Origin of the sequence: Neisseria sp. HMSC058F07 (assembly GCF_001810035.1) — a bacterium.
In the GTDB taxonomy this organism is placed as follows: domain Bacteria; phylum Pseudomonadota; class Gammaproteobacteria; order Burkholderiales; family Neisseriaceae; genus Neisseria; species Neisseria perflava.
This window is the reverse complement of record NZ_KV799663.1, coordinates 177232-194786: the sequence shown is the minus strand read 5'-3', so window position 1 is coordinate 194786 and position 17555 is coordinate 177232. Positions and strand designations below refer to the sequence as shown.

19 protein-coding genes are annotated in these 17555 nt (G+C 50.5%); 7 read left to right on the top strand and 12 right to left on the bottom strand.

What is annotated here, in order from left to right:
- Positions 1-19: 19 nt before the first annotated feature.
- Both HMPREF2696_RS01150 and HMPREF2696_RS01145 read left to right on the top strand, forming a co-directional pair.
- On the top strand, positions 20-610 hold the full coding sequence (locus HMPREF2696_RS01150; protein ID WP_039862377.1) for a Maf family protein: 591 nt from the start codon (positions 20-22) through the stop codon (positions 608-610).
- 54 nt (positions 611-664) lie between these two features.
- Entirely contained in the window at positions 665-1375 is a 711-nt protein-coding gene (locus tag HMPREF2696_RS01145; RefSeq protein WP_004520414.1) for an SAM-dependent methyltransferase, read from the top strand.
- Positions 1376-1466: 91 nt separating this feature from the next.
- Here HMPREF2696_RS01145 and yidC read toward each other — a convergent pair whose 3' ends face one another.
- From yidC to rpmH, 4 genes are all read right to left on the bottom strand, one after another.
- Complete coding sequence (gene yidC / locus HMPREF2696_RS01140; RefSeq protein WP_070587513.1) at positions 1467-3113, bottom strand: membrane protein insertase YidC; 1647 nt, start codon at positions 3111-3113, stop codon at positions 1467-1469.
- 118 nt (positions 3114-3231) lie between these two features.
- On the bottom strand, positions 3232-3453 hold the full coding sequence (gene yidD / locus HMPREF2696_RS01135; RefSeq protein WP_003682178.1) for a membrane protein insertion efficiency factor YidD: 222 nt from the start codon (positions 3451-3453) through the stop codon (positions 3232-3234).
- The gene (gene rnpA, locus HMPREF2696_RS01130) at positions 3453-3791 is read right to left on the bottom strand and encodes a ribonuclease P protein component (protein ID WP_049343532.1); all 339 of its coding nucleotides are present in this window, start codon (positions 3789-3791) and stop codon (positions 3453-3455) included. Before rnpA ends, yidD begins: the two co-directional genes overlap by 1 nt.
- A 2-nt stretch (positions 3792-3793) precedes the next feature.
- Complete coding sequence (gene rpmH, locus HMPREF2696_RS01125; protein ID WP_002214728.1) at positions 3794-3928, bottom strand: 50S ribosomal protein L34; 135 nt, start codon at positions 3926-3928, stop codon at positions 3794-3796.
- 319 nt (positions 3929-4247) lie between these two features.
- On the opposite strand from rpmH, the gene dnaA reads away from it, so the two are divergent.
- Positions 4248-5816, top strand: a complete 1569-nt coding sequence (dnaA, locus tag HMPREF2696_RS01120; RefSeq protein ID WP_049343534.1) for a chromosomal replication initiator protein DnaA — start codon at positions 4248-4250, stop codon at positions 5814-5816.
- 106 nt (positions 5817-5922) lie between these two features.
- A complete protein-coding gene (dnaN, locus tag HMPREF2696_RS01115) occupies positions 5923-7026 on the top strand; it encodes a DNA polymerase III subunit beta (protein WP_004520410.1) in 1104 nt (367 codons plus the stop codon).
- Positions 7027-7166: 140 nt separating this feature from the next.
- On the opposite strand, the gene HMPREF2696_RS01110 is transcribed toward dnaN, so the two are convergent.
- The 6 genes from HMPREF2696_RS01110 to orn form a co-directional block, all read right to left on the bottom strand.
- Complete coding sequence (locus tag HMPREF2696_RS01110; RefSeq protein WP_004520408.1) at positions 7167-7529, bottom strand: ACP-like domain-containing protein; 363 nt, start codon at positions 7527-7529, stop codon at positions 7167-7169.
- Positions 7530-7826: 297 nt separating this feature from the next.
- A complete protein-coding gene (locus tag HMPREF2696_RS01105; RefSeq protein ID WP_070587511.1) occupies positions 7827-9413 on the bottom strand; it encodes an L-lactate permease in 1587 nt (528 codons plus the stop codon).
- Between the two features lie 332 nt (positions 9414-9745).
- Positions 9746-10381 (bottom strand): 7-carboxy-7-deazaguanine synthase QueE, encoded by a 636-nt coding sequence (locus HMPREF2696_RS01100; RefSeq protein ID WP_004520405.1) that lies wholly within the window; start codon positions 10379-10381, stop codon positions 9746-9748.
- Positions 10382-10488: 107 nt separating this feature from the next.
- Positions 10489-10860 carry a DUF1304 domain-containing protein gene (locus HMPREF2696_RS01095; RefSeq protein ID WP_003748902.1) on the bottom strand — a complete coding sequence of 124 codons (372 nt, stop codon included), beginning with the start codon at positions 10858-10860 and terminating at the stop codon, positions 10489-10491.
- A gap of 73 nt (positions 10861-10933) precedes the next feature.
- Complete coding sequence (queD, locus tag HMPREF2696_RS01090; protein ID WP_003748900.1) at positions 10934-11356, bottom strand: 6-carboxytetrahydropterin synthase QueD; 423 nt, start codon at positions 11354-11356, stop codon at positions 10934-10936.
- Positions 11357-11419: 63 nt separating this feature from the next.
- Positions 11420-11977, bottom strand: a complete 558-nt coding sequence (gene orn / locus HMPREF2696_RS01085; RefSeq protein ID WP_039862353.1) for an oligoribonuclease — start codon at positions 11975-11977, stop codon at positions 11420-11422.
- A gap of 133 nt (positions 11978-12110) precedes the next feature.
- Between orn and dxs the strand changes: the two genes are divergently transcribed.
- From dxs to HMPREF2696_RS01070, 3 genes are read left to right on the top strand one after another with little or no spacing between them, the layout of a single operon-like run.
- Entirely contained in the window at positions 12111-14000 is a 1890-nt protein-coding gene (dxs, locus tag HMPREF2696_RS01080) for a 1-deoxy-D-xylulose-5-phosphate synthase (RefSeq protein ID WP_004520402.1), read from the top strand.
- Positions 14001-14036: 36 nt separating this feature from the next.
- Positions 14037-15047 carry a glycosyltransferase family 2 protein gene (locus HMPREF2696_RS01075; RefSeq protein ID WP_004520400.1) on the top strand — a complete coding sequence of 337 codons (1011 nt, stop codon included), beginning with the start codon at positions 14037-14039 and terminating at the stop codon, positions 15045-15047.
- A 35-nt stretch (positions 15048-15082) separates the two neighbouring features.
- The gene (locus tag HMPREF2696_RS01070; RefSeq protein WP_004520399.1) at positions 15083-16483 is read left to right on the top strand and encodes an L-serine ammonia-lyase; all 1401 of its coding nucleotides are present in this window, start codon (positions 15083-15085) and stop codon (positions 16481-16483) included.
- 81 nt (positions 16484-16564) lie between these two features.
- Here the strand turns inward: HMPREF2696_RS01070 and HMPREF2696_RS01065 are convergent, their stop codons facing one another.
- Positions 16565-16786 (bottom strand): hypothetical protein, encoded by a 222-nt coding sequence (locus HMPREF2696_RS01065; RefSeq protein ID WP_004519529.1) that lies wholly within the window; start codon positions 16784-16786, stop codon positions 16565-16567.
- Between the two features lie 8 nt (positions 16787-16794).
- Positions 16795-17424, bottom strand: a complete 630-nt coding sequence (locus HMPREF2696_RS01060; RefSeq protein WP_039862067.1) for a C40 family peptidase — start codon at positions 17422-17424, stop codon at positions 16795-16797.
- Between the last annotated feature and the right edge of the window lie 131 nt (positions 17425-17555).

Here is a 17555-nt window from a genome sequence, read left to right as displayed (position 1 = left end):
AATGTTTTTAAGTAAAAATATGGAAGTAAAACTGCCTTTGGTTTTAGGGTCGAGTTCGGTTTTCCGCTGCGGACAGCTTCGCCGTTTGGGTATCGATTTTCAGACGGCATCGCCTGATTTTGACGAAACGCCTATTGCGGGCGAGCATGCAGGCGAGACGGCGCTGCGTTTGGCGGAAGGCAAAGCCCGTTCATTGGCGGCAACTTTCCCTGTTGCGCTGATTATCGGTGCAGACCAAGTCGCATGGTGCGAAGGACGTCAATTGGGCAAGCCGATGAACGTCGCAAATGCACAACAGATGCTGGCGGACTTAAGCGGAAAACGGATTGAATTTTACAGCGCAATCGTGCTTTTGAATACTGCTACGGGCAAGGTTCAGCATCATGTCGATCATACGGTGGTTGCCATGCGACAGTTGACGCAGGCGCAAATCAGCCGATATTTGGAACGCGAGCCGGATGCGGTTTATTGTGCCGGTGCGGCAAAGAGCGAGGGTTTGGGTGCTGCTTTGTTGGAGCAGATTGAAAGTACGGACCCGAATGCTTTGATCGGCCTTCCGATTTTCCGTCTGATTGATTTTTTGAAAAACGAAGGTGTGGAAGTTTTATAGTTTGAGGCCGTCTGAATGTGTTCAGACGGCCTGAGATTTTTTGGAGTTGCAAGAATGAAACCGATTTTGTATTTGATTCCCACCCCTTTGGGTGCGCCTGATACGCCATGCCTGTTGCCGCATGAGCAACAGGCGATTGTCGGGCTGACGGATTTTGTCGTGGAAGCGGAAAAAACAGCGCGTGCGCATTTGAAACATTTGGGCGTGACTACGCCTATCCGCGAGCTGAATTTGCAAACGCTGAATGAACACACGGATTTGAAGACTTTACCGGAATTGCTGAAACCTTTGCAAGAAGGGCGCAGTATGGGCATTGTCAGCGAGGCAGGTTGCCCGGCTGTTGCCGATCCGGGCGCGAATTTGGTGGCATTGGCGCATAAACACGGTTTTGAAGTACGGCCTTTGGTCGGCCCGTCCAGCTTGTTGCTGGCGCTGATGGCTTCAGGTGCGAATGGGCAGAACTTTGCATTTAAGGGTTATCTGCCGTCTGAAAAAAATGAGCGGATTCAGCGTTTGAAGGCTTTGGAGCAACGTTCGCGCCAGCAGAATGAAACGCAGTTGTTTATCGAAACGCCGTATCGCAACGATGCGTTGTTGGCTGATGCGGTGGAAAACCTGCATCCTGAAACGCGCTTGTGCGTGGCCACGGATTTAACTTTGCCGACACAGGAAATCATCAGTCAGACGATTGCGCAGTGGCGAAAAAGAAAAGAAATGCCGAATTTGAAAAAACGTCCGACTATTTTTGTACTTCATGCTGCTTAAAACTGGATTGGGTTCAATTTCAAACTGTATTTGAGGAAATAAAAAAAGGCCGTCTGAACAACAGACGGCCTTTGTGTTGCCTAAGCTTTTATCAAGAAACAACTTCGCCTTGGGCGCGTTGTTTTTCAATGCTGCGGTTGATGTGCCATTGTTGGGCGATGGTCAAGAGGTTGTTGACTACCCAGTACAGAACCAAACCGGCAGGGAAGAAGAAGAACATGATGGAGAAAATCAAAGGCATGACTTTCATCATTTTCGCCTGCATTGGGTCGGTTGATGGCGGATTCAGATAAGTCTGTGCAAACATGGTTGCCGCCATAATAAAAGGCAGGATGTAGAAAGGATCCGGACGGCTCAAGTCGGTAATCCAACCCAACCAAGGCGCTTGGCGTAATTCTACAGAGGCGAACAATGCCCAGTACAGACCGATGAAGACAGGGATTTGCAACAGCATAGGCAGACAGCCGCCCAGCGGATTGATTTTCTCGTCTTTGTAAAGCTGCATCATGGCTTGTTGTTGCGCCATGCGGTCATCGCCGTATTTCTCTTTGATGGCTTGCAATTTAGGTGCGGCGGCACGCATTTTTGCCATAGAGCGGTAAGAGGCGTTGGTCAATGGATACAGGACGGCTTTGACGATGATGGTCAAAACGATGATTGCCCAACCCCAGTTGCCGATGATGTTGTGCAGTTGGTTCAAGAGCCAGAAGAGTGGGGAGGCGAACCAGTGTACTTTGCCGTAGTCTTTGGCCAGTTGCAGTTTGTCGGCGATATTGGCGATAACGGAAGTGGTTTGCGGACCGGCATACAGGTTGATGGCGGTTTCGGCTTTTGCACCGGCTTGGATGGCGGCTAAAGGCACGCTGACGCTTGCGCTATACAGGTTGTCGTTGCGACGTTTGATGTCGATGTTGCATTCGCCTGCAGAGCATACGCTTTGGCCGTCTTTAGGCTGTAAAATCCAAGTGGACATGAAGTGGTGTTCAATCATGCCGAGCCAGCCGGTCGGCGTTTTGCGGATGTATTCGGCTTCGGATTTGCCGGATTTGGCATCGTCGTCCAAATCAGAGAAGCTGACTTTTTGGAAGCCGCCTTCCGGGGTGTAAACCACCGGGCCGACGTAAGAACGGGTGAAGTAGCCTTGGCCTTCAGGTTCGCTGTGGTCGCGGACGATGCGGTAGTCTGCGCTCAGGTTGACGGGTTGGCCTTTGCTGTTGGTAATGTCGAAACGGACGTTAACCAAGTAGCTGCCTTTGGTAAAAGTATAAACTTTGTCGATTTTCAGGCCGTTGGTTTCAGGTGCGCTCAGGCGGACTTCAACTTTGTCGCCTTCCAAACTGTATTGTTTTTGCGGAGCGGTAAAGCTGATGCCTTTTAGTACGTTGTTACCTTGTGCGTCCAAAAGCTCGGATTGGGCAACGTAGGTGTATTCCTTGCCGTCGTTAAACAGGACGAAAGGTTTGTGTTCGTCACCGGTTGCTTTGTATTGCAAGAGGGTCAGCTGGCGCAGATCGCCGCTTTTTTCATCGATGACGGCTTTGACCGTGTCTGTGGTAACGGTAATGGGGGTGGCTGGAGCAAGCGCGGCTTCGGCAGCGGCTTTTGCCGGAGCAGCGGCCGTTTGCTGTTGCGCGGCTTGTTGCGCCGGATTAGGTTTGGGGCTGGGGAAAAAATGTTCCCAGCCGGCAAAAATTGCCACTGAAATGGCAAAAAACGCCATTAGTCTTTTAAAATCCATAAGAGATTCCTGGAATTGACGGATAGGTAATCGAGATGAAAACTGCTTCAGACGGCATTATATAGAAACCGACGGGAAATTAAAGGAAATCGTGTTCTTTAAATGGTTGACAGCAGCATTATGGAACAGGGTCATGTCCGTGTCCGCCGAAAGGATGGCATCGTGCGATGCGTTTGATTGCCAGCCATCCGCCTTTGAATGCGCCGTATTTTTTGACGGCTTCGACTGCGTATTGTGAACAGGTCGGGGTATAGCGGCAGCGCGGCGGAATGAGGGGGCTGATGCAGTATTGGTAAAAGCGGATGAGTGCAAGGAGGAGCTTGGAAAGCAGGGTATTCATCAGCGTTTTTTCATCAGCTGGGCAAGTTGGTTTCGAGCTTCCGGGGCAGTTTCCCGATTAAACGCCTGACGCACGCGCACAACAAAATCATGCGGCGGCAGCTGGTGTTGATTCAGCCTGAACCAGTCGCGGATGACGCGCTTCATATAATTGCGGTCATGGGCGCGTTTGGCGGTCTTTTTGCTGACGACCAAACCAAGGCGCGGATGGCCGAGCGCGTTGTCTGCGGACTGGGAGACTTGCAGCAAATCGCGGCTGCGTCGGTTTTTCAACGCAAAAACGGATGAAAAATCATCCGTTTTTAATAAGCGATACTGCTTTGAGAAGCCGTAATTCAAAATTATACAGCCAAGCGTTTGCGGCCTTTGGCGCGACGGGCAGCCAATACTGCGCGACCACCACGAGTTTTGGAGCGAACCAAGAAGCCGTGGGTGCGTTTGCGTTTGGTAACGGAAGGTTGATAAGTGCGTTTCATGATGTTTCCTAAAAATTGGTAGATAATTAAACCGTGAATTACACTCCAATTTGCCGCTTTTGTCAATCAATATAAAAACTTTTCGTTGGCCAAAGTGTGACAACGGGTTTTATGCATTGATAGAATTTGTGGATAAAATTTTGCGGCGGTTGTGGATAAAAAAGAGCAGAATGGGTATAATCGCCCAACCTTGCTTTTCTCTGTGCGCAAGGCCGTCTGAAAGCAGCGGGAGTATCGTAAGAATTTGATTTTTATCGGATTGCCTGTCTGCTCTGCCTTCTTGTATTTCCCAAATCTTCCATTTTCCGAGCTTAATCTCATGACGTTAGCTGAATTTTGGCCGCTGTGCCTTTGCCGCCTTCACGAAATGTTGCCTGCCGGGCAGTTTGCGCAATGGATTGCGCCTTTGACCGTGAGCGAAGAAAACGGCGTATGGGTGGTGTATGGTAAAAACCAATTTGCCTGCAATATGCTCAAAAGCCAGTTTGCCGCCAAAATTGACGCCGTGCGTGCCGAATTGGTGCCTCAGCAGGCTGCTTTCGCGTTTAAGCCGGGCGTAGGTACGCATTATGAAATGGCGGCTCAGACTGTTGCGCCGGTGCAAGTGCAAGAAGTCATTGAAGTTGAAGAATTTGTAGAGCCTGTTCAAATGCCTTTGCAAACTGCTGCGCCAATGGAAGAAGATAGGCCGTCTGAAACGGTTTCCAAGCCTGCCACTGCCATGACGGCTGCCGAGATTTTGGCACAACGCATGAAAAACCTGCCGCATGAGCCTCAAGTGCAAACTGCCGCTCCGGCTGAGTCTAAAGCAGTTGCCAAAGCCAAAACCGACGCACAACACGATGCGGAAGAAGCGCGCTACGAACAGACCAATCTGTCGCGCGACTATACATTTGAAACTTTGGTGGAAGGTAAGGGCAACCGCCTTGCCGCCGCAGCCGCCCAAGCGATTGCTGAAAATCCGGGGCAGGGCTACAACCCGTTTTTCTTATACGGCAGTACTGGTTTGGGTAAAACCCACTTGGTGCAGGCCATCGGCAACGAATTGTTGAAAAACCGTCCTGATGCCAAAGTGCGCTATATGCACTCGGACGACTATATCCGCAGCTTTATGAAGGCTGTGCGCAACAATACTTACGATGTATTCAAGCAACAATACAAACAATATGACCTGCTGATTATCGACGATATTCAGTTCATCAAAGGCAAAGACCGCACGATGGAAGAATTCTTCTATCTGTACAACCATTTCCACAACGAGAAAAAACAGCTGATTCTGACGTGCGACGTATTGCCTGCCAAAATCGAGGGCATGGACGACCGTCTCAAATCCCGTTTCTCATGGGGTTTGACGTTGGAACTTGAACCGCCCGAATTGGAAATGCGCGTGGCGATTTTGCAGAAAAAGGCAGAAGCAGCCGGTATCAGTATCGAAGACGAAGCCGCTCTGTTTATCGCCAATCTGATCCGCTCCAATGTGCGTGAGCTGGAAGGTGCGTTCAACCGTGTCAGCGCCAGCAGCCGTTTTATGAATCGTCCTGTCATCGACATGGATTTGGCGCGTACGGCTTTACAGGATATTATTGCCGAAAAACACAAAGTCATTACCGCAGACATCATCATCGATGCGACAGCCAAATACTACCGTATTAAAATCAGCGATATATTAGGCAAAAAACGTACGCGCAACATTGCCCGTCCGCGCCAAGTTGCCATGAGCCTGACCAAAGAGCTGACCACGCTCAGCCTGCCTTCTATCGGCGATGCCTTTGGCGGCCGCGACCACACGACCGTGATGCACGGTGTCAAAGCGGTGGCGAAACTGCGTGAAGAAGATCCCGAATTGGCACAAGACTACGAAAAACTGCTGATTTTGATTCAGAACTGACCCAATGCAATATTCAGACGGCCTGATGTCAATGTGAGGCCGTCTGAATACAAAAAATATTTTAAAATACCCAAATCAACCGATTTCAAATTCAAAGGAATGGAACATGCTGATTTTACAAGCCGATCGCGACAGTCTGCTCAAGCCGTTGCAAGCCGTTACCGGTATTGTCGAACGTCGCCATACTCTGCCGATTTTGTCCAATGTGTTGCTGGAAAGCAAAGACGGACAAACCAAACTTTTGGCAACCGACTTGGAAATCCAAATCAATACCGCCGGCCCTGAAAGTCAGGCAGGCGATTTCCGCATTACGACCAACGCTAAAAAATTCCAAGACATTTTGCGCGCCCTGCCTGACAGTGCGTTGGTGTCACTGGATTGGGCGGACAACCGTTTGACTTTGCGCGCGGGCAAATCCCGTTTTGCCCTGCAAACCCTGCCGGCTGAAGACTTTCCGTTGATGAACGTCGGCAGCGACGTCAGCGCGACTTTCTCGCTGACTCAAGAAACCTTCAAAACCATGCTTTCGCAAGTGCAATACAGCATGGCAGTTCAAGATATCCGCTATTACCTCAACGGCTTGCTGATGCAGGTTGAAGGAAACCAGCTGCGCCTTGTTGCAACCGACGGCCACCGCCTTGCTTATGCGGCCAGCCAAATTGAAGCAGAACTGCCGAAAACGGAAGTGATCCTGCCGCGTAAAACGGTATTGGAACTCTTCAAGCTGTTGAACAATCCATCCGAGTCCATCACCGTTGAGCTTTTGGACAATCAAGTACGCTTCCAATGCAATGGCACGACCATTGTCAGCAAAGTCATCGACGGCAAATTCCCTGACTTTAACCGCGTGATTCCTTTGGATAATGACAAGATTTTCCTCGTATCGCGTACCCAGCTTTTGGGTGCGCTTGAACGTGCCGCCATTCTTGCCAATGAAAAATTCCGCGGTGCGCGGCTGTTCCTGCAGCCTGGTTTGCTGAGTGTCGTATGTAGCAACAACGAGCAGGAAGAAGCGCGCGAAGAGTTGGAAATCGCTTATCAAGGCGGAGAACTCGAAGTCGGTTTCAACATCGGCTACCTGATGGATGTGTTGCGTAACATCCACTCCGATGATATGCAGCTTGCCTTTGGCGATGCCAACCGTTCAACATTATTTACCGTGCCGAACAATCCGAATTTCAAATACATCGTAATGCCGATGCGTATTTAATTGGTGTGTGAACAAACAAAAAGAGCGTGTATGGTACACGCTCTTTTTTATAGGATTGAATCAAAAGGCCGTCTGAAAATTGTTTTTCAGACGGCCTTTCTATCAAACCGGGATGATTCGGTTAAATAGGAAAACTGGGATTAACGTGGACGTGGTTCGCAGTTTTTCACCAGGAATGAGCCGTTAGGGGCGTTCACGCCAACTACTTCAGAAGTAGTGTGGGTGTTTTTGTCGATGAAACCGGCAGACATTACATAGCCTTTACGGTTGGTGAAAGTAGTGCCAGTGCTGTCAGAACGTTTTTTGTCGACAACCAAAGAGGCTTTTTTACCACCGGCGTTTACGTCGGCAGTAACTGCGCGACCGCTGCGGTCGAAACCGTACATCACGTTCAGTGATTTGCCGCCGTCACAACGGTAAGAAACGAAGCCGGCAGGCGCAGCGGCAGCAGAGAAGGAAACAGTAGCCAATGCGGCTGCAGTGATAACAGAAAGTAATTTCATGATCTAAGCTCCATATGAGGGTTGTGTGTTATCTTGCAAAGTGAGAAAGGGTTTCCGTTTGCAGATGAAGCGTATTTTAGGCGTTTTGTCGGTAGTGGCAATTAGGTAAATTGCAAAACAGTGTTTACTTATGCTTACCCGATTGTTTATTAATAGAAAGTTGTTCGTAATTTGGTGTTGCAAAGTGGTGATGCGGGTTGTTGCGGAATATATACATTAATGATTCTTTAAGAAATATAGCGAAAGAATACACAAAAGGCCGTCTGAATATTCAGACGGCCTTTGATATGAAGCTGTTTACAAGAAGAAAATTGAAGCGATAGTCACAGCGATGATGCCATAGATGCTCATCGGGATCACAGTTTTCTTGATGATGGCGCCTTCGGCGTTGTTTACGTTCAACACGCTGCACACGGCGATGATGTTGTTGATGCAGACCATGTTGCCCATTGCGCCGCCAACGGATTGCAGGGCGAGGATGAGGGTAACGGACAGGCCGGTATCAAGCGCGATTTGTTGTTGAATCGGACCAAAGGTCAGGTTGGATACAGTGTTGGAGCCTGAGAAGAATGCACCGATTGCACCCAAGTATGGGGAGAAGTACACCCAGTGTTCGCCGGCCATATTGGCAAATTCTTTACCGATGATTTTCACCATGGAGTCGTCGCCGCCAACCATCATCAGTTGAACCATAATCAGCGCACCCATCAGGGCAAGCAGAGGTTTTTTGGTTTGGTTGAAGGTTGCAGCGTAGAAAGACCATGCGTCTTTGAATTTGGTTTTGTACAGCAGGATGCAAATCCAAACGGTGAAGACAAACGGAATCCAAGCCGGAACGTAGAGGGTTTGGTAGGAAGCGTTGACGCCTTGGCCGAAGATGTTGCCGAAGGTGATGGTCAGGGAGTCGCTGACGGTGATTTTGGACAAATCAAACGGCAGTTGGAAGCTGAACCATTCTTCTTTGCTGGTCAGCAGGCCTTTGATGCCCAGCTGTTTGATGCGGGTGACCACCAGCATGCCGATCAGCATACCCAAAGGAGCCAGTGCTTTGGCAACTTGTGCGAAAGGTACTTTTTCTGCATTCGGGTCTTTGGCGTAATCTTTGCTCAAGCCCCAGCCGCGGTTTGCTGCGAATACGGAAACCATCAGGCCGATTGCGCCGGCAACCAGAGATGGGAATTCTTCATTGACCATTGCCAATGCAACGTAAGGAAGGGTACAGGAGAATACGGCGATACCGATAAAGCCCAAGTTTTTGCGGATTTCAGCCCAAGGTACGATGAAGCTCAAGCCGATCACAGGGATGATGAAACCAGCAAAGAAGTGCATTACGCCGGTTTGCATACCGATTTCCATAATGCTCTTTTGATCCAAGCCCAAAGGCGCGAAGCCGAACCAAGTCGGGGTACCTACTGCACCGAAGGACACGGGTACGGAGTTCATGACCAAAGTGAAGATGGCTACTTTTAACGGGTTGAAGCCCAAGCTCATCAGGATTGGCGCGGCAATGGCGGCAGGCGTACCGAAACCGGATGCGCCTTCAATCATAAAGGCGAAAGACCAGCCGATGATCATCAACTGGGCAATCGGATTCGGGCTGATGGTAGCCAGCCATTTGCGGATGACGTCGATACAGCCGGTGGTTTCCATCATGCGGTTGAACATAATGGCACCGAAAATCACGGTAATCGGGGTCAGGGTAGAGACGAGGCCGGACGCTGCCGTTGCGTTGAGCAACATGGCATTGTCGCCGAAATAAAACAGTTTGATGGCATAAATCAGCGCGGCGGTAATCGGTAGCGCGACATAGGACGGCATACTGTTTTTCTTAACCATCAGCCAAATCAGCAGCACGATGGGAAAAATACTGAGAAAGAGAGCCATAGGAATATCCTCGGGGCAACGGGCACCATAACCGTCAATCAATGGCGGTTTGATGCGATGTGTTGAGTAATAGATGTTTTTCGAATAAAGATTGCCACTTTTTTAGATGCAACCAGTTATCAGGTAAATTGGTTTTACCAATTTATGAAAACTGTTGCACACTTTACGTAATCTTATGTAATCGGTCAAGAGGTTTGTAACAAAAAAGGCCGTCTGAAATTGGGTTTTCAGACGGCCTGAGAGCTTTGCCAGTAGTGCATTTGGTCGAATATCGAATGGTATTTACATTCAATATTTTGTAAAGGTTTTGTTTTTAATTGATTTCAAACGAATTATTCTATTCCTGCCCATTTATGCGTTTGTACGCTCAATTGCCAATGGACGGGGGCGTCGGGTCGGCTGTTTAATACGCCGATTTGGCGGATGGTGTCGTAGATATTCATCACACCGTCTTGCTCGCAAGGCGAGAGGTAGTAATGTTGGGCGCGGATTTTGCGTTCCATCTCTTGGCAAAACGCAATGACATCGCCGTCGGCAACAATGCGCACTTCGTCGGCTTTTTCGATGCAGCCGGATTCATATTTGGCGGCGTAGCAGGCTTTAGGGCTGGTGGCAACGTAGTCGATTTGCGGCGGTGCGGGGTTGAGGCCGTTGGTTTCGATACACAGGAAATAGCCTTCGGCTTTGAGTGCATTGAGCAGGGTATCCAAATGCGGTTGGATGGTAGGTTCGCCGCCGGTAATGATGATGTTGCGCGCCGTGTAGGTTTTCAGACGGCCTAAAATATCGGACAGGCTCATCATGCCGAATTTGAGGTAGTCGGTATCGCACCAGCTGCATGCGAGATTGCATTTACCCAAACGGATGAAAACGGCGGGCATGCCTGTGTTCCAGCCTTCGCCTTGCAGGCTTTCAAAGATTTCGACAATGCGGTATTGGGGATTGTTCGGCGTGATGTGAATGGTCATGAATGTCGGGTGTGTGGGATTGAATCGTTGTGGTGAAGCGTTTTGAGAAATCGGTTGAGGCAGCCATTCTTTCTGTCAGTTCAATAGGAAAGAATGGCTGGGTGTGCTTAAGCGGCAATGACGGCTGCGGCGGCCAAAAATGCCGGCAAGCCTTGTTTGAACAAAATGCCTTTGTTGCCGGATGAAAACGCGCCCCATGCGGCGGCGATGAGGACGAAGCCGAGGAACAGGATGGTCGCGCCGTAAACGGCGTTGTCGGGTGCGGCAAAGCGCGCCCATACCAAGCCGATGGCGAGGAAGCCGTTGTACAGGCCTTGGTTGGAAAACAGGGTTTGCACGCGCTTTTGTTCCATAAATTCGTAAGGCATGTTGAACAGCTCTGCTGCTTTTTCGCTTGGGATTTGCGTCATTTCGAGCCAGGCGATGTAGAAATGTTCGACAGCGACGAAGAGGACGAGGAGGGTGGAGAGGAGTTTCATGAGGATTCCTTTTGATGTTTAGCGGATGGGTGTGTTGGGGGAACAGGCCGTCTGAAAAATACAGGGCGACGGTTTATTCCCCTTCATATTCCGCACACGAAGTCGGCGTTTCCCATAATTTTACGCTGCATACTTTGACACCGGCGTTTTTCAGACGGCCGTACATTTCTACGCTCATGTTTTCGGCGGTGGTGCGGCAGGGCAGGCGCAGGGTTTTCATGTTCCAGCCTTCCAAAAGCGCGGCGATTTGGCTTTCGCGTTCGTTGTTGCCGTGATAGATGAAGGCATGGTCGAACGGGTCGGTAATGTGTTGTTTGACGATGGCTTTCAGGTCGGTAAAGTCCATCACCATGCCGTCTTTTGCACCGCCTTGGATAACGGGCGCGGAGACGGTGATTTCGAGTTTGTAGGTGTGGCCGTGCAGATTTTGGCATTTGCCGTCATGCCCGTCGAGCATGTGCGAGGAATCGAAGGTAAAGATTTTGGTGATTTTCATGAGATGAAGGAAGCCGATCAGGCCGTCTGAACGGTGTCAAACCGGTTTCAGACGGCCTTGGGATTATTGTTCGGAAGGGAGTTTGAGGAAATGCTCGCGATAATGGCGCATTTCTTCGATGCTTTCGAGGATGTCGTCCAATGCCTTGTGCGAACCGCGTTTGACCACGCTTTTGGCAACGGCCGGATTCCAGCGTTTGGCCAATTCTTTCAGCGTGGATACGTCTAAGTTGCGGTAGTGGAAATAGGCTTCCAAACGCGGCATGTATTTGACCATGAAGCGGCGGTCTTGATGGATGGAGTTGCCGCACATGGGCGTGGATTTCTCGGGTATCCATGCGGACATGAAGTCCAACAGGTTTTGCTCGACTTCAGCTTCGGTCAGTTTGGATTCGCGCACGCGTTGGGTCAGACCGGTGCGGCCGTGGGTGGCGGTGTTCCACTCGTCCATGCCGTCGAGCAACTCGTCGCTTTGATGGATGACGTAAACGTCCGATTGTGCCAGTACGTTCAAATCGGAATCGGTAATGATCATGGCGACTTCGATAATGCGGTCGTGTTCCGGGTTGAGGCCGGTCATTTCCATATCGAGCCAGCAGAGGTTGTTTGCGTTTTGGGTCATTTCAGACGGCCTTGTGTTTTCAGTTGGCAGTATTATAAAGGATAAAGGTTCGGGCCGTCTGAAAGCATTTGTAACAAGTTGTGCAATCTCTTGATATAATCGTCCGTTACACAAAAAATCACCGCCAAAAATCATGAACCCAAGCCCTTTGCTCGATATTATCGATACGCCTCAGGATTTGCGCTGTCTGGAGAAAAAACAGCTGCCGCAAGTCGCCGCCGAATTGCGCGAATTTCTGTTGGATTCCGTCGGTAAGACGGGCGGCCATTTCGCCAGTAACTTGGGCGCGGTCGAGCTGACGGTGGCGCTGCATTATGTGTACGACACGCCAGAAGACCATTTGGTCTGGGATGTCGGCCATCAAAGCTATCCGCACAAAATCCTCACCGGCCGCAAAAATCAAATGCACACCATGCGCCAATACGGCGGTTTGGCGGGTTTCCCAAAACGCAGCGAGTCGGAATACGACGCGTTCGGCGTGGGGCATTCTTCCACATCCATAGGCGCGGCTTTGGGCATGGCCGTTGCGGACAAACAGTTGGGCAATAACCGCCGCAGCGTCGCTATCATCGGCGACGGCGCCATGACGGCGGGTCAGGCGTTTGAAGCCCTGAACTGCGCAGGCGATATGGATGTCGATTTGCTGGTTATCCTCAACGACAACGAAATGTCGATTTCCCCCAATGTCGGCGCGCTGCCGAAATATCTTGCCAGCAACGTCGTGCGCGATATGCACGGCCTATTGAGCACCATCAAAGCCCAATCGAGCAAAGTATTAGATAAATTGCCCGGAGCGATGGAGCTTGCCCAAAAAGTCGAAAACAAAATCAAAACCTTGGCAGGCGAAGCGGAACATGCCAAACAGTCGCTGTCTTTGTTTGAAAACTTCGGTTTCCGTTACACCGGCCCGGTGGACGGCCACAACGTTGAAAATCTGGTGGACGTATTAAAAGACTTGCGCGGCCGCAAAGGCCCTCAGTTGCTGCACGTCATCACCAAAAAAGGCAACGGCTACAAATTCGCCGAAAACGACCCTGTCAAATACCATGCTGTCTCCAAGCTGCCGAGCGAAGTGCCTGCGCCGGAAGTCAAACCTGCCGCGGCTAAACCGACTTATACGCAAGTTTTCGGCCAATGGCTGTGCGACCAAGCGGCGGCTGACGAGCGTTTGGTTGCCATCACGCCTGCCATGCGCGAGGGCAGCGGCTTGGTTGAGTTTGAACAGCGATTCCCCGACCGCTATTTCGACGTCGGCATCGCCGAGCAACACGCCGTTACCTTTGCCGGCGGTTTGGCATGTGAAGGCATCAAGCCCGTCGTGGCGATTTACTCCACTTTCCTGCAACGCGCTTACGACCAGTTGGTACATGACGTTGCTTTGCAAAACCTACCTGTTTTGTTCGCCATCGACCGTGCAGGTATTGTCGGTGCAGACGGCCCGACCCATGCCGGTTTGTACGACTTGAGCTTTTTGCGTTGCGTGCCGAATATGATTATTGCCGCACCAAGCGACGAAAACGAATGCCGCCTGCTGCTCTCAACCTGCTATCAGGCAAATTCGCCGTCTGCCGTCCGTTATCCGCGCGGTACAGGCACGGGCGCAACCGTTTCAGACGGCCTGGAAACCGTTGAAATCGGTAAAGGCATCATCCGTCGCGAAGGCGAGAAAATTGCCATTATCGCCTTTGGCAGCATGGTTGCCCCATCATTGACCGCCGCCGACAAGCTGAACGCGACCGTTGCCGACATGCGCTTTGTCAAACCGATAGATGAAGAACTGATCGTCCGTCTTGCCCGAAGCCATGACTACATCGTTACCGCTGAAGAGAATGCCGAACAAGGCGGCGCAGGCAGCGCGGTGTTGGAAGTGTTGGCGAAACACGGCATCTGCAAACCGGTGTTGCTGTTGGGTGTAGAAGACAAAGTTACCGAACACGGCGACCCGAAAAAACTGCTGGACGACTTGGGTTTGAGTGCCGAAGCGATTGAAAAACGCATTGCCGGCTGGATTAAGGCCGTCTGAAAAATGATTAAAACCTATCAATACATTGCATAATTTATGGGAAAAAAACTAATCAGCATCAGCATGGTGCGCAACGAAAACGACGTTATCGAATCGTTTGTCCGTCATAATCTCGAGCTGATGGATGAAATGCACATCATCGATCACGGCAGCAGCGATGGAACAAGGGAAATCCTGATTCAATTGAAAGAAGAAGGTTTGCCGATATTTATCTATCAATATCAAGCGCTCAAGTACAATCAAGAGCAATTGGTAAACCTGCTTATGAAGCAGCTTGTAGCAAAAGATGAAGCGATAGATTTCGTTTTTCCGCTGGATGCGGACGAATTTATTTCATGTCCTAGCCGTATCATGCTGGAACAACTTTTGGATGTCATCGGCGAAAACAGGATCGGCATGTACCTTTGGCGCGGCTATTTGCCGACATCGTTGCAATACAATCCCGATTTCACCACTCAATTTACCGAGCAACGCCTCGAAACGCTCTTTACCCCCAAAGTCATTATTCCTAGATGGGCTGCCGAATCTTGCAGCGTGATTATCGGCTGCCATTACATGTTGGATAAAGATGGCAACAAGGTTAAATCAACCCTGTTTCATTCGCCGGATTATCGAGGTTTACATTCCTGGTTTATCGAGCAGTTTTCCGCCCAATTTGCGGAGACCGATTTGTTGTGGCTGGGGCATTTCCCAATCCGCTCCTTGAACCAGCACATCAAAAAAATCCTCGAAAAGTCCATCTTGATTGCCATTAAAGACGGAAGCAACGATATTGCCTGGGAAAACCAGTTGCGCGAATTGCTGGACAACGGCATGAAGATGGACTTGAACGATTTACGGCTGTTGGCATACAGATACCGCGCCGGTTCTACAAGTTTGGAAGACCCGCATTGTAAAGTCAGCCATTACGAACCCTTGCGTAAAAAACCGCTGATGCTGAAATACACCTCGCCGGAAGCAGGTGATCCTTTGATGACTGTCGGACATTTGGTACTTGCATTGGCAAGCGGCGCACAAGATTCCTCTTTAGGCCTTAAGGCCGTCTGAAAAACACAGCCCGCACACACAATAATAGGAAAATTATGATCAGCATCTTTGATATTTTCAAAATCGGCATCGGCCCGTCCAGCTCGCACACCGTCGGCCCGATGAAGGCCGCGGCCGCTTTTGCTGATTTGCTGAATGCCGAAAACTTGGATACACAAGTGGCGCGCATTGTCATTGAAGTGTACGGTTCACTTGCTTTGACCGGTATCGGACACGGCACATTCGACGCATTATTGCTCGGTTTGGAAGGCAGCCTGCCGCACGATATCCCGCTTGCGGACATCCCTCAACGCTTGGAACGTATCCGCACGCAGCACGTTTTAAAACTCAACGGCCGTGAAATGGCCTTCAATCCTGAAAAAGATTTGGATATCCGCGGCGACAAAGTGTTGCCCAAACATCCGAACGGTTTGAACTTTATCGCCTACCATTCAGACGGCCTGAAGCTGAAAGAGCAGATCTATTATTCGGTCGGCGGCGGTTTTGTCGTTACAGACGAAGGGTTTGCACAAGAGGCGCAGGAAAATGCCGATGTGCCGTATCCATACAAAAACTGTGATGAGTTGCTGGCACAATGCCGTCTGAACCAGTTGAATATTTCCGAAGTCGTGTTGGCCAATGAAGCAGCGTTGGCAGGTTGCGATGAAGTGGAAGTGCGCCGCCGTGTGGCTGCCGTGGCCGATGTGATGGAAAACTGCATCAAGCGCGGCTTGGGTGCGGAAGGGCAATTGCCGGGCGGCTTGAATGTGCGCCGCCGCGCGCCGCAGTTGGCAGCTAAACTCAAAGTCCTACGCGAGAGCGAAATCGTCAATACCCAACTTTGGCCGATGGTGTACGCCATGGCGGTCAATGAAGAAAACGCCGCTGGCGGCCGCGTCGTAACCGCACCGACCAACGGCGCGGCAGGCATTATTCCTGCCGTCTTACACTATTTCCGCAAATTTAATCCGCACGCCAACCAATCGCGTGTAGAGGACTTCCTGCTGACTGCCGGCGCCATCGGTATTTTGTACAAAACCAATGCGTCGATTTCCGGTGCGGACGTTGGTTGCCAAGGCGAAGTCGGCGTGGCATGTTCTATGGCAGCAGGTGCATACGCCGAAGTTATCGGCGGTACCCCGAAACAAGTGGAAAACGCCGCCGAAATGGCGATGGAACACCACTTGGGCTTGACCTGCGACCCTGTCGGCGGCTTGGTGCAAATCCCCTGTATCGAGCGCAACGGCATCGCCGCCGAAAAAGCCCTCAAGCTCGCCACCCTCGCGCTTTTGGAAGATGGCATAGACAAAAAAGTCTCACTTGATGAAGTGATTCAAACCATGTTGCAAACCGGCCGCGATATGAAGGCAACCTATAAAGAAACCTCGCTCGCAGGCTTGGCCATTACCTTGCAGAAAAAAGCCATACCTGTATCCGTGCGCGTGGTGGAATGTTAGCAATAGGGTAGGGGATATGCCCGATAAAAAAAGGCCGTCTGAGAAACTTTCAGACGGCCTTTTTTTGTATGGATTGAATAACTAACCGTTTTTTTGATAAGGGTTTTCCAGCCCGGCCATTAAGTCGCGGAAGTATTCGCGCAACTGTTTTTCGGAGCAACCCATCAGCAGGGCGTCTTCAAAGGCGTCCTGCGCTATTTGGTACAGTTCGTTCAAGTTTTCGGTCATGACTTTGACTTTTTCGGTGCAGGAAACAATCTGACCGTCGTCGTCATACCATTTGGGCATTTGCGGCATCGCCATCGTGCACCTCAATTCAAGAAACGGGATGGGTCGTTTTTCTTCACGCGGCGGGCAAAGGCGTATTTTCCGTTCCAATATTTGTGGCCGAGGCTGGTAATTTCGATACGTTTGCCCGTTCTCGGCGCGTGAATGAAATTGTTGTTGCCGATGTAAAGGCCGACGTGGGAAATACGGCCGCGACCCATGGTGCGGAAAAAGACCATGTCGCCCGGCTGCAACTCGGAACGGTTCACGGCAACGCCCATTTGCGCCTGTTCGGCAGAGGTGCGCGGCAGGTTTACGCCCATGGCGCGTTTAAAGATGTGTTGCATGAAGCCGCTGCAGTCAAAGCCGGTAGAGGCTGATGTGCCGCCGTAGCGGTAGGCCACGCCGAGCAAGCCCATGGCGCTGCCGATTAACTCATCTGCATTGCCCGAAGGTGCGCGCGTATTGTTGCTTGCAGCAGGATAGGTATTGGTGGGATGGACAGGTGTTGCCTGACGCGTATTGCCGTAAACGTTGGCGTTGTCGTTGAATTGGTTTAAAACACGCTGACGGGTGGTAATCAGGTTTTCCAAATCATCGGCGTAAGAAAAATTGACGCTCGCAAGCATGGCGACCGAAGTCCAAACTGCTGCGAGCCGGAGTAAAAAATTCATTATAAAAACTTCCGTTTCAGAAGGCATTCCCTGCCGATTGCAGGCACATTGCCGGTTTCTGAGATGTTATCCCGTATCATTCTCTTGTTATCTGCTTGATTGTATTCAAAAACCGTCTTTTTGGCAAAAAA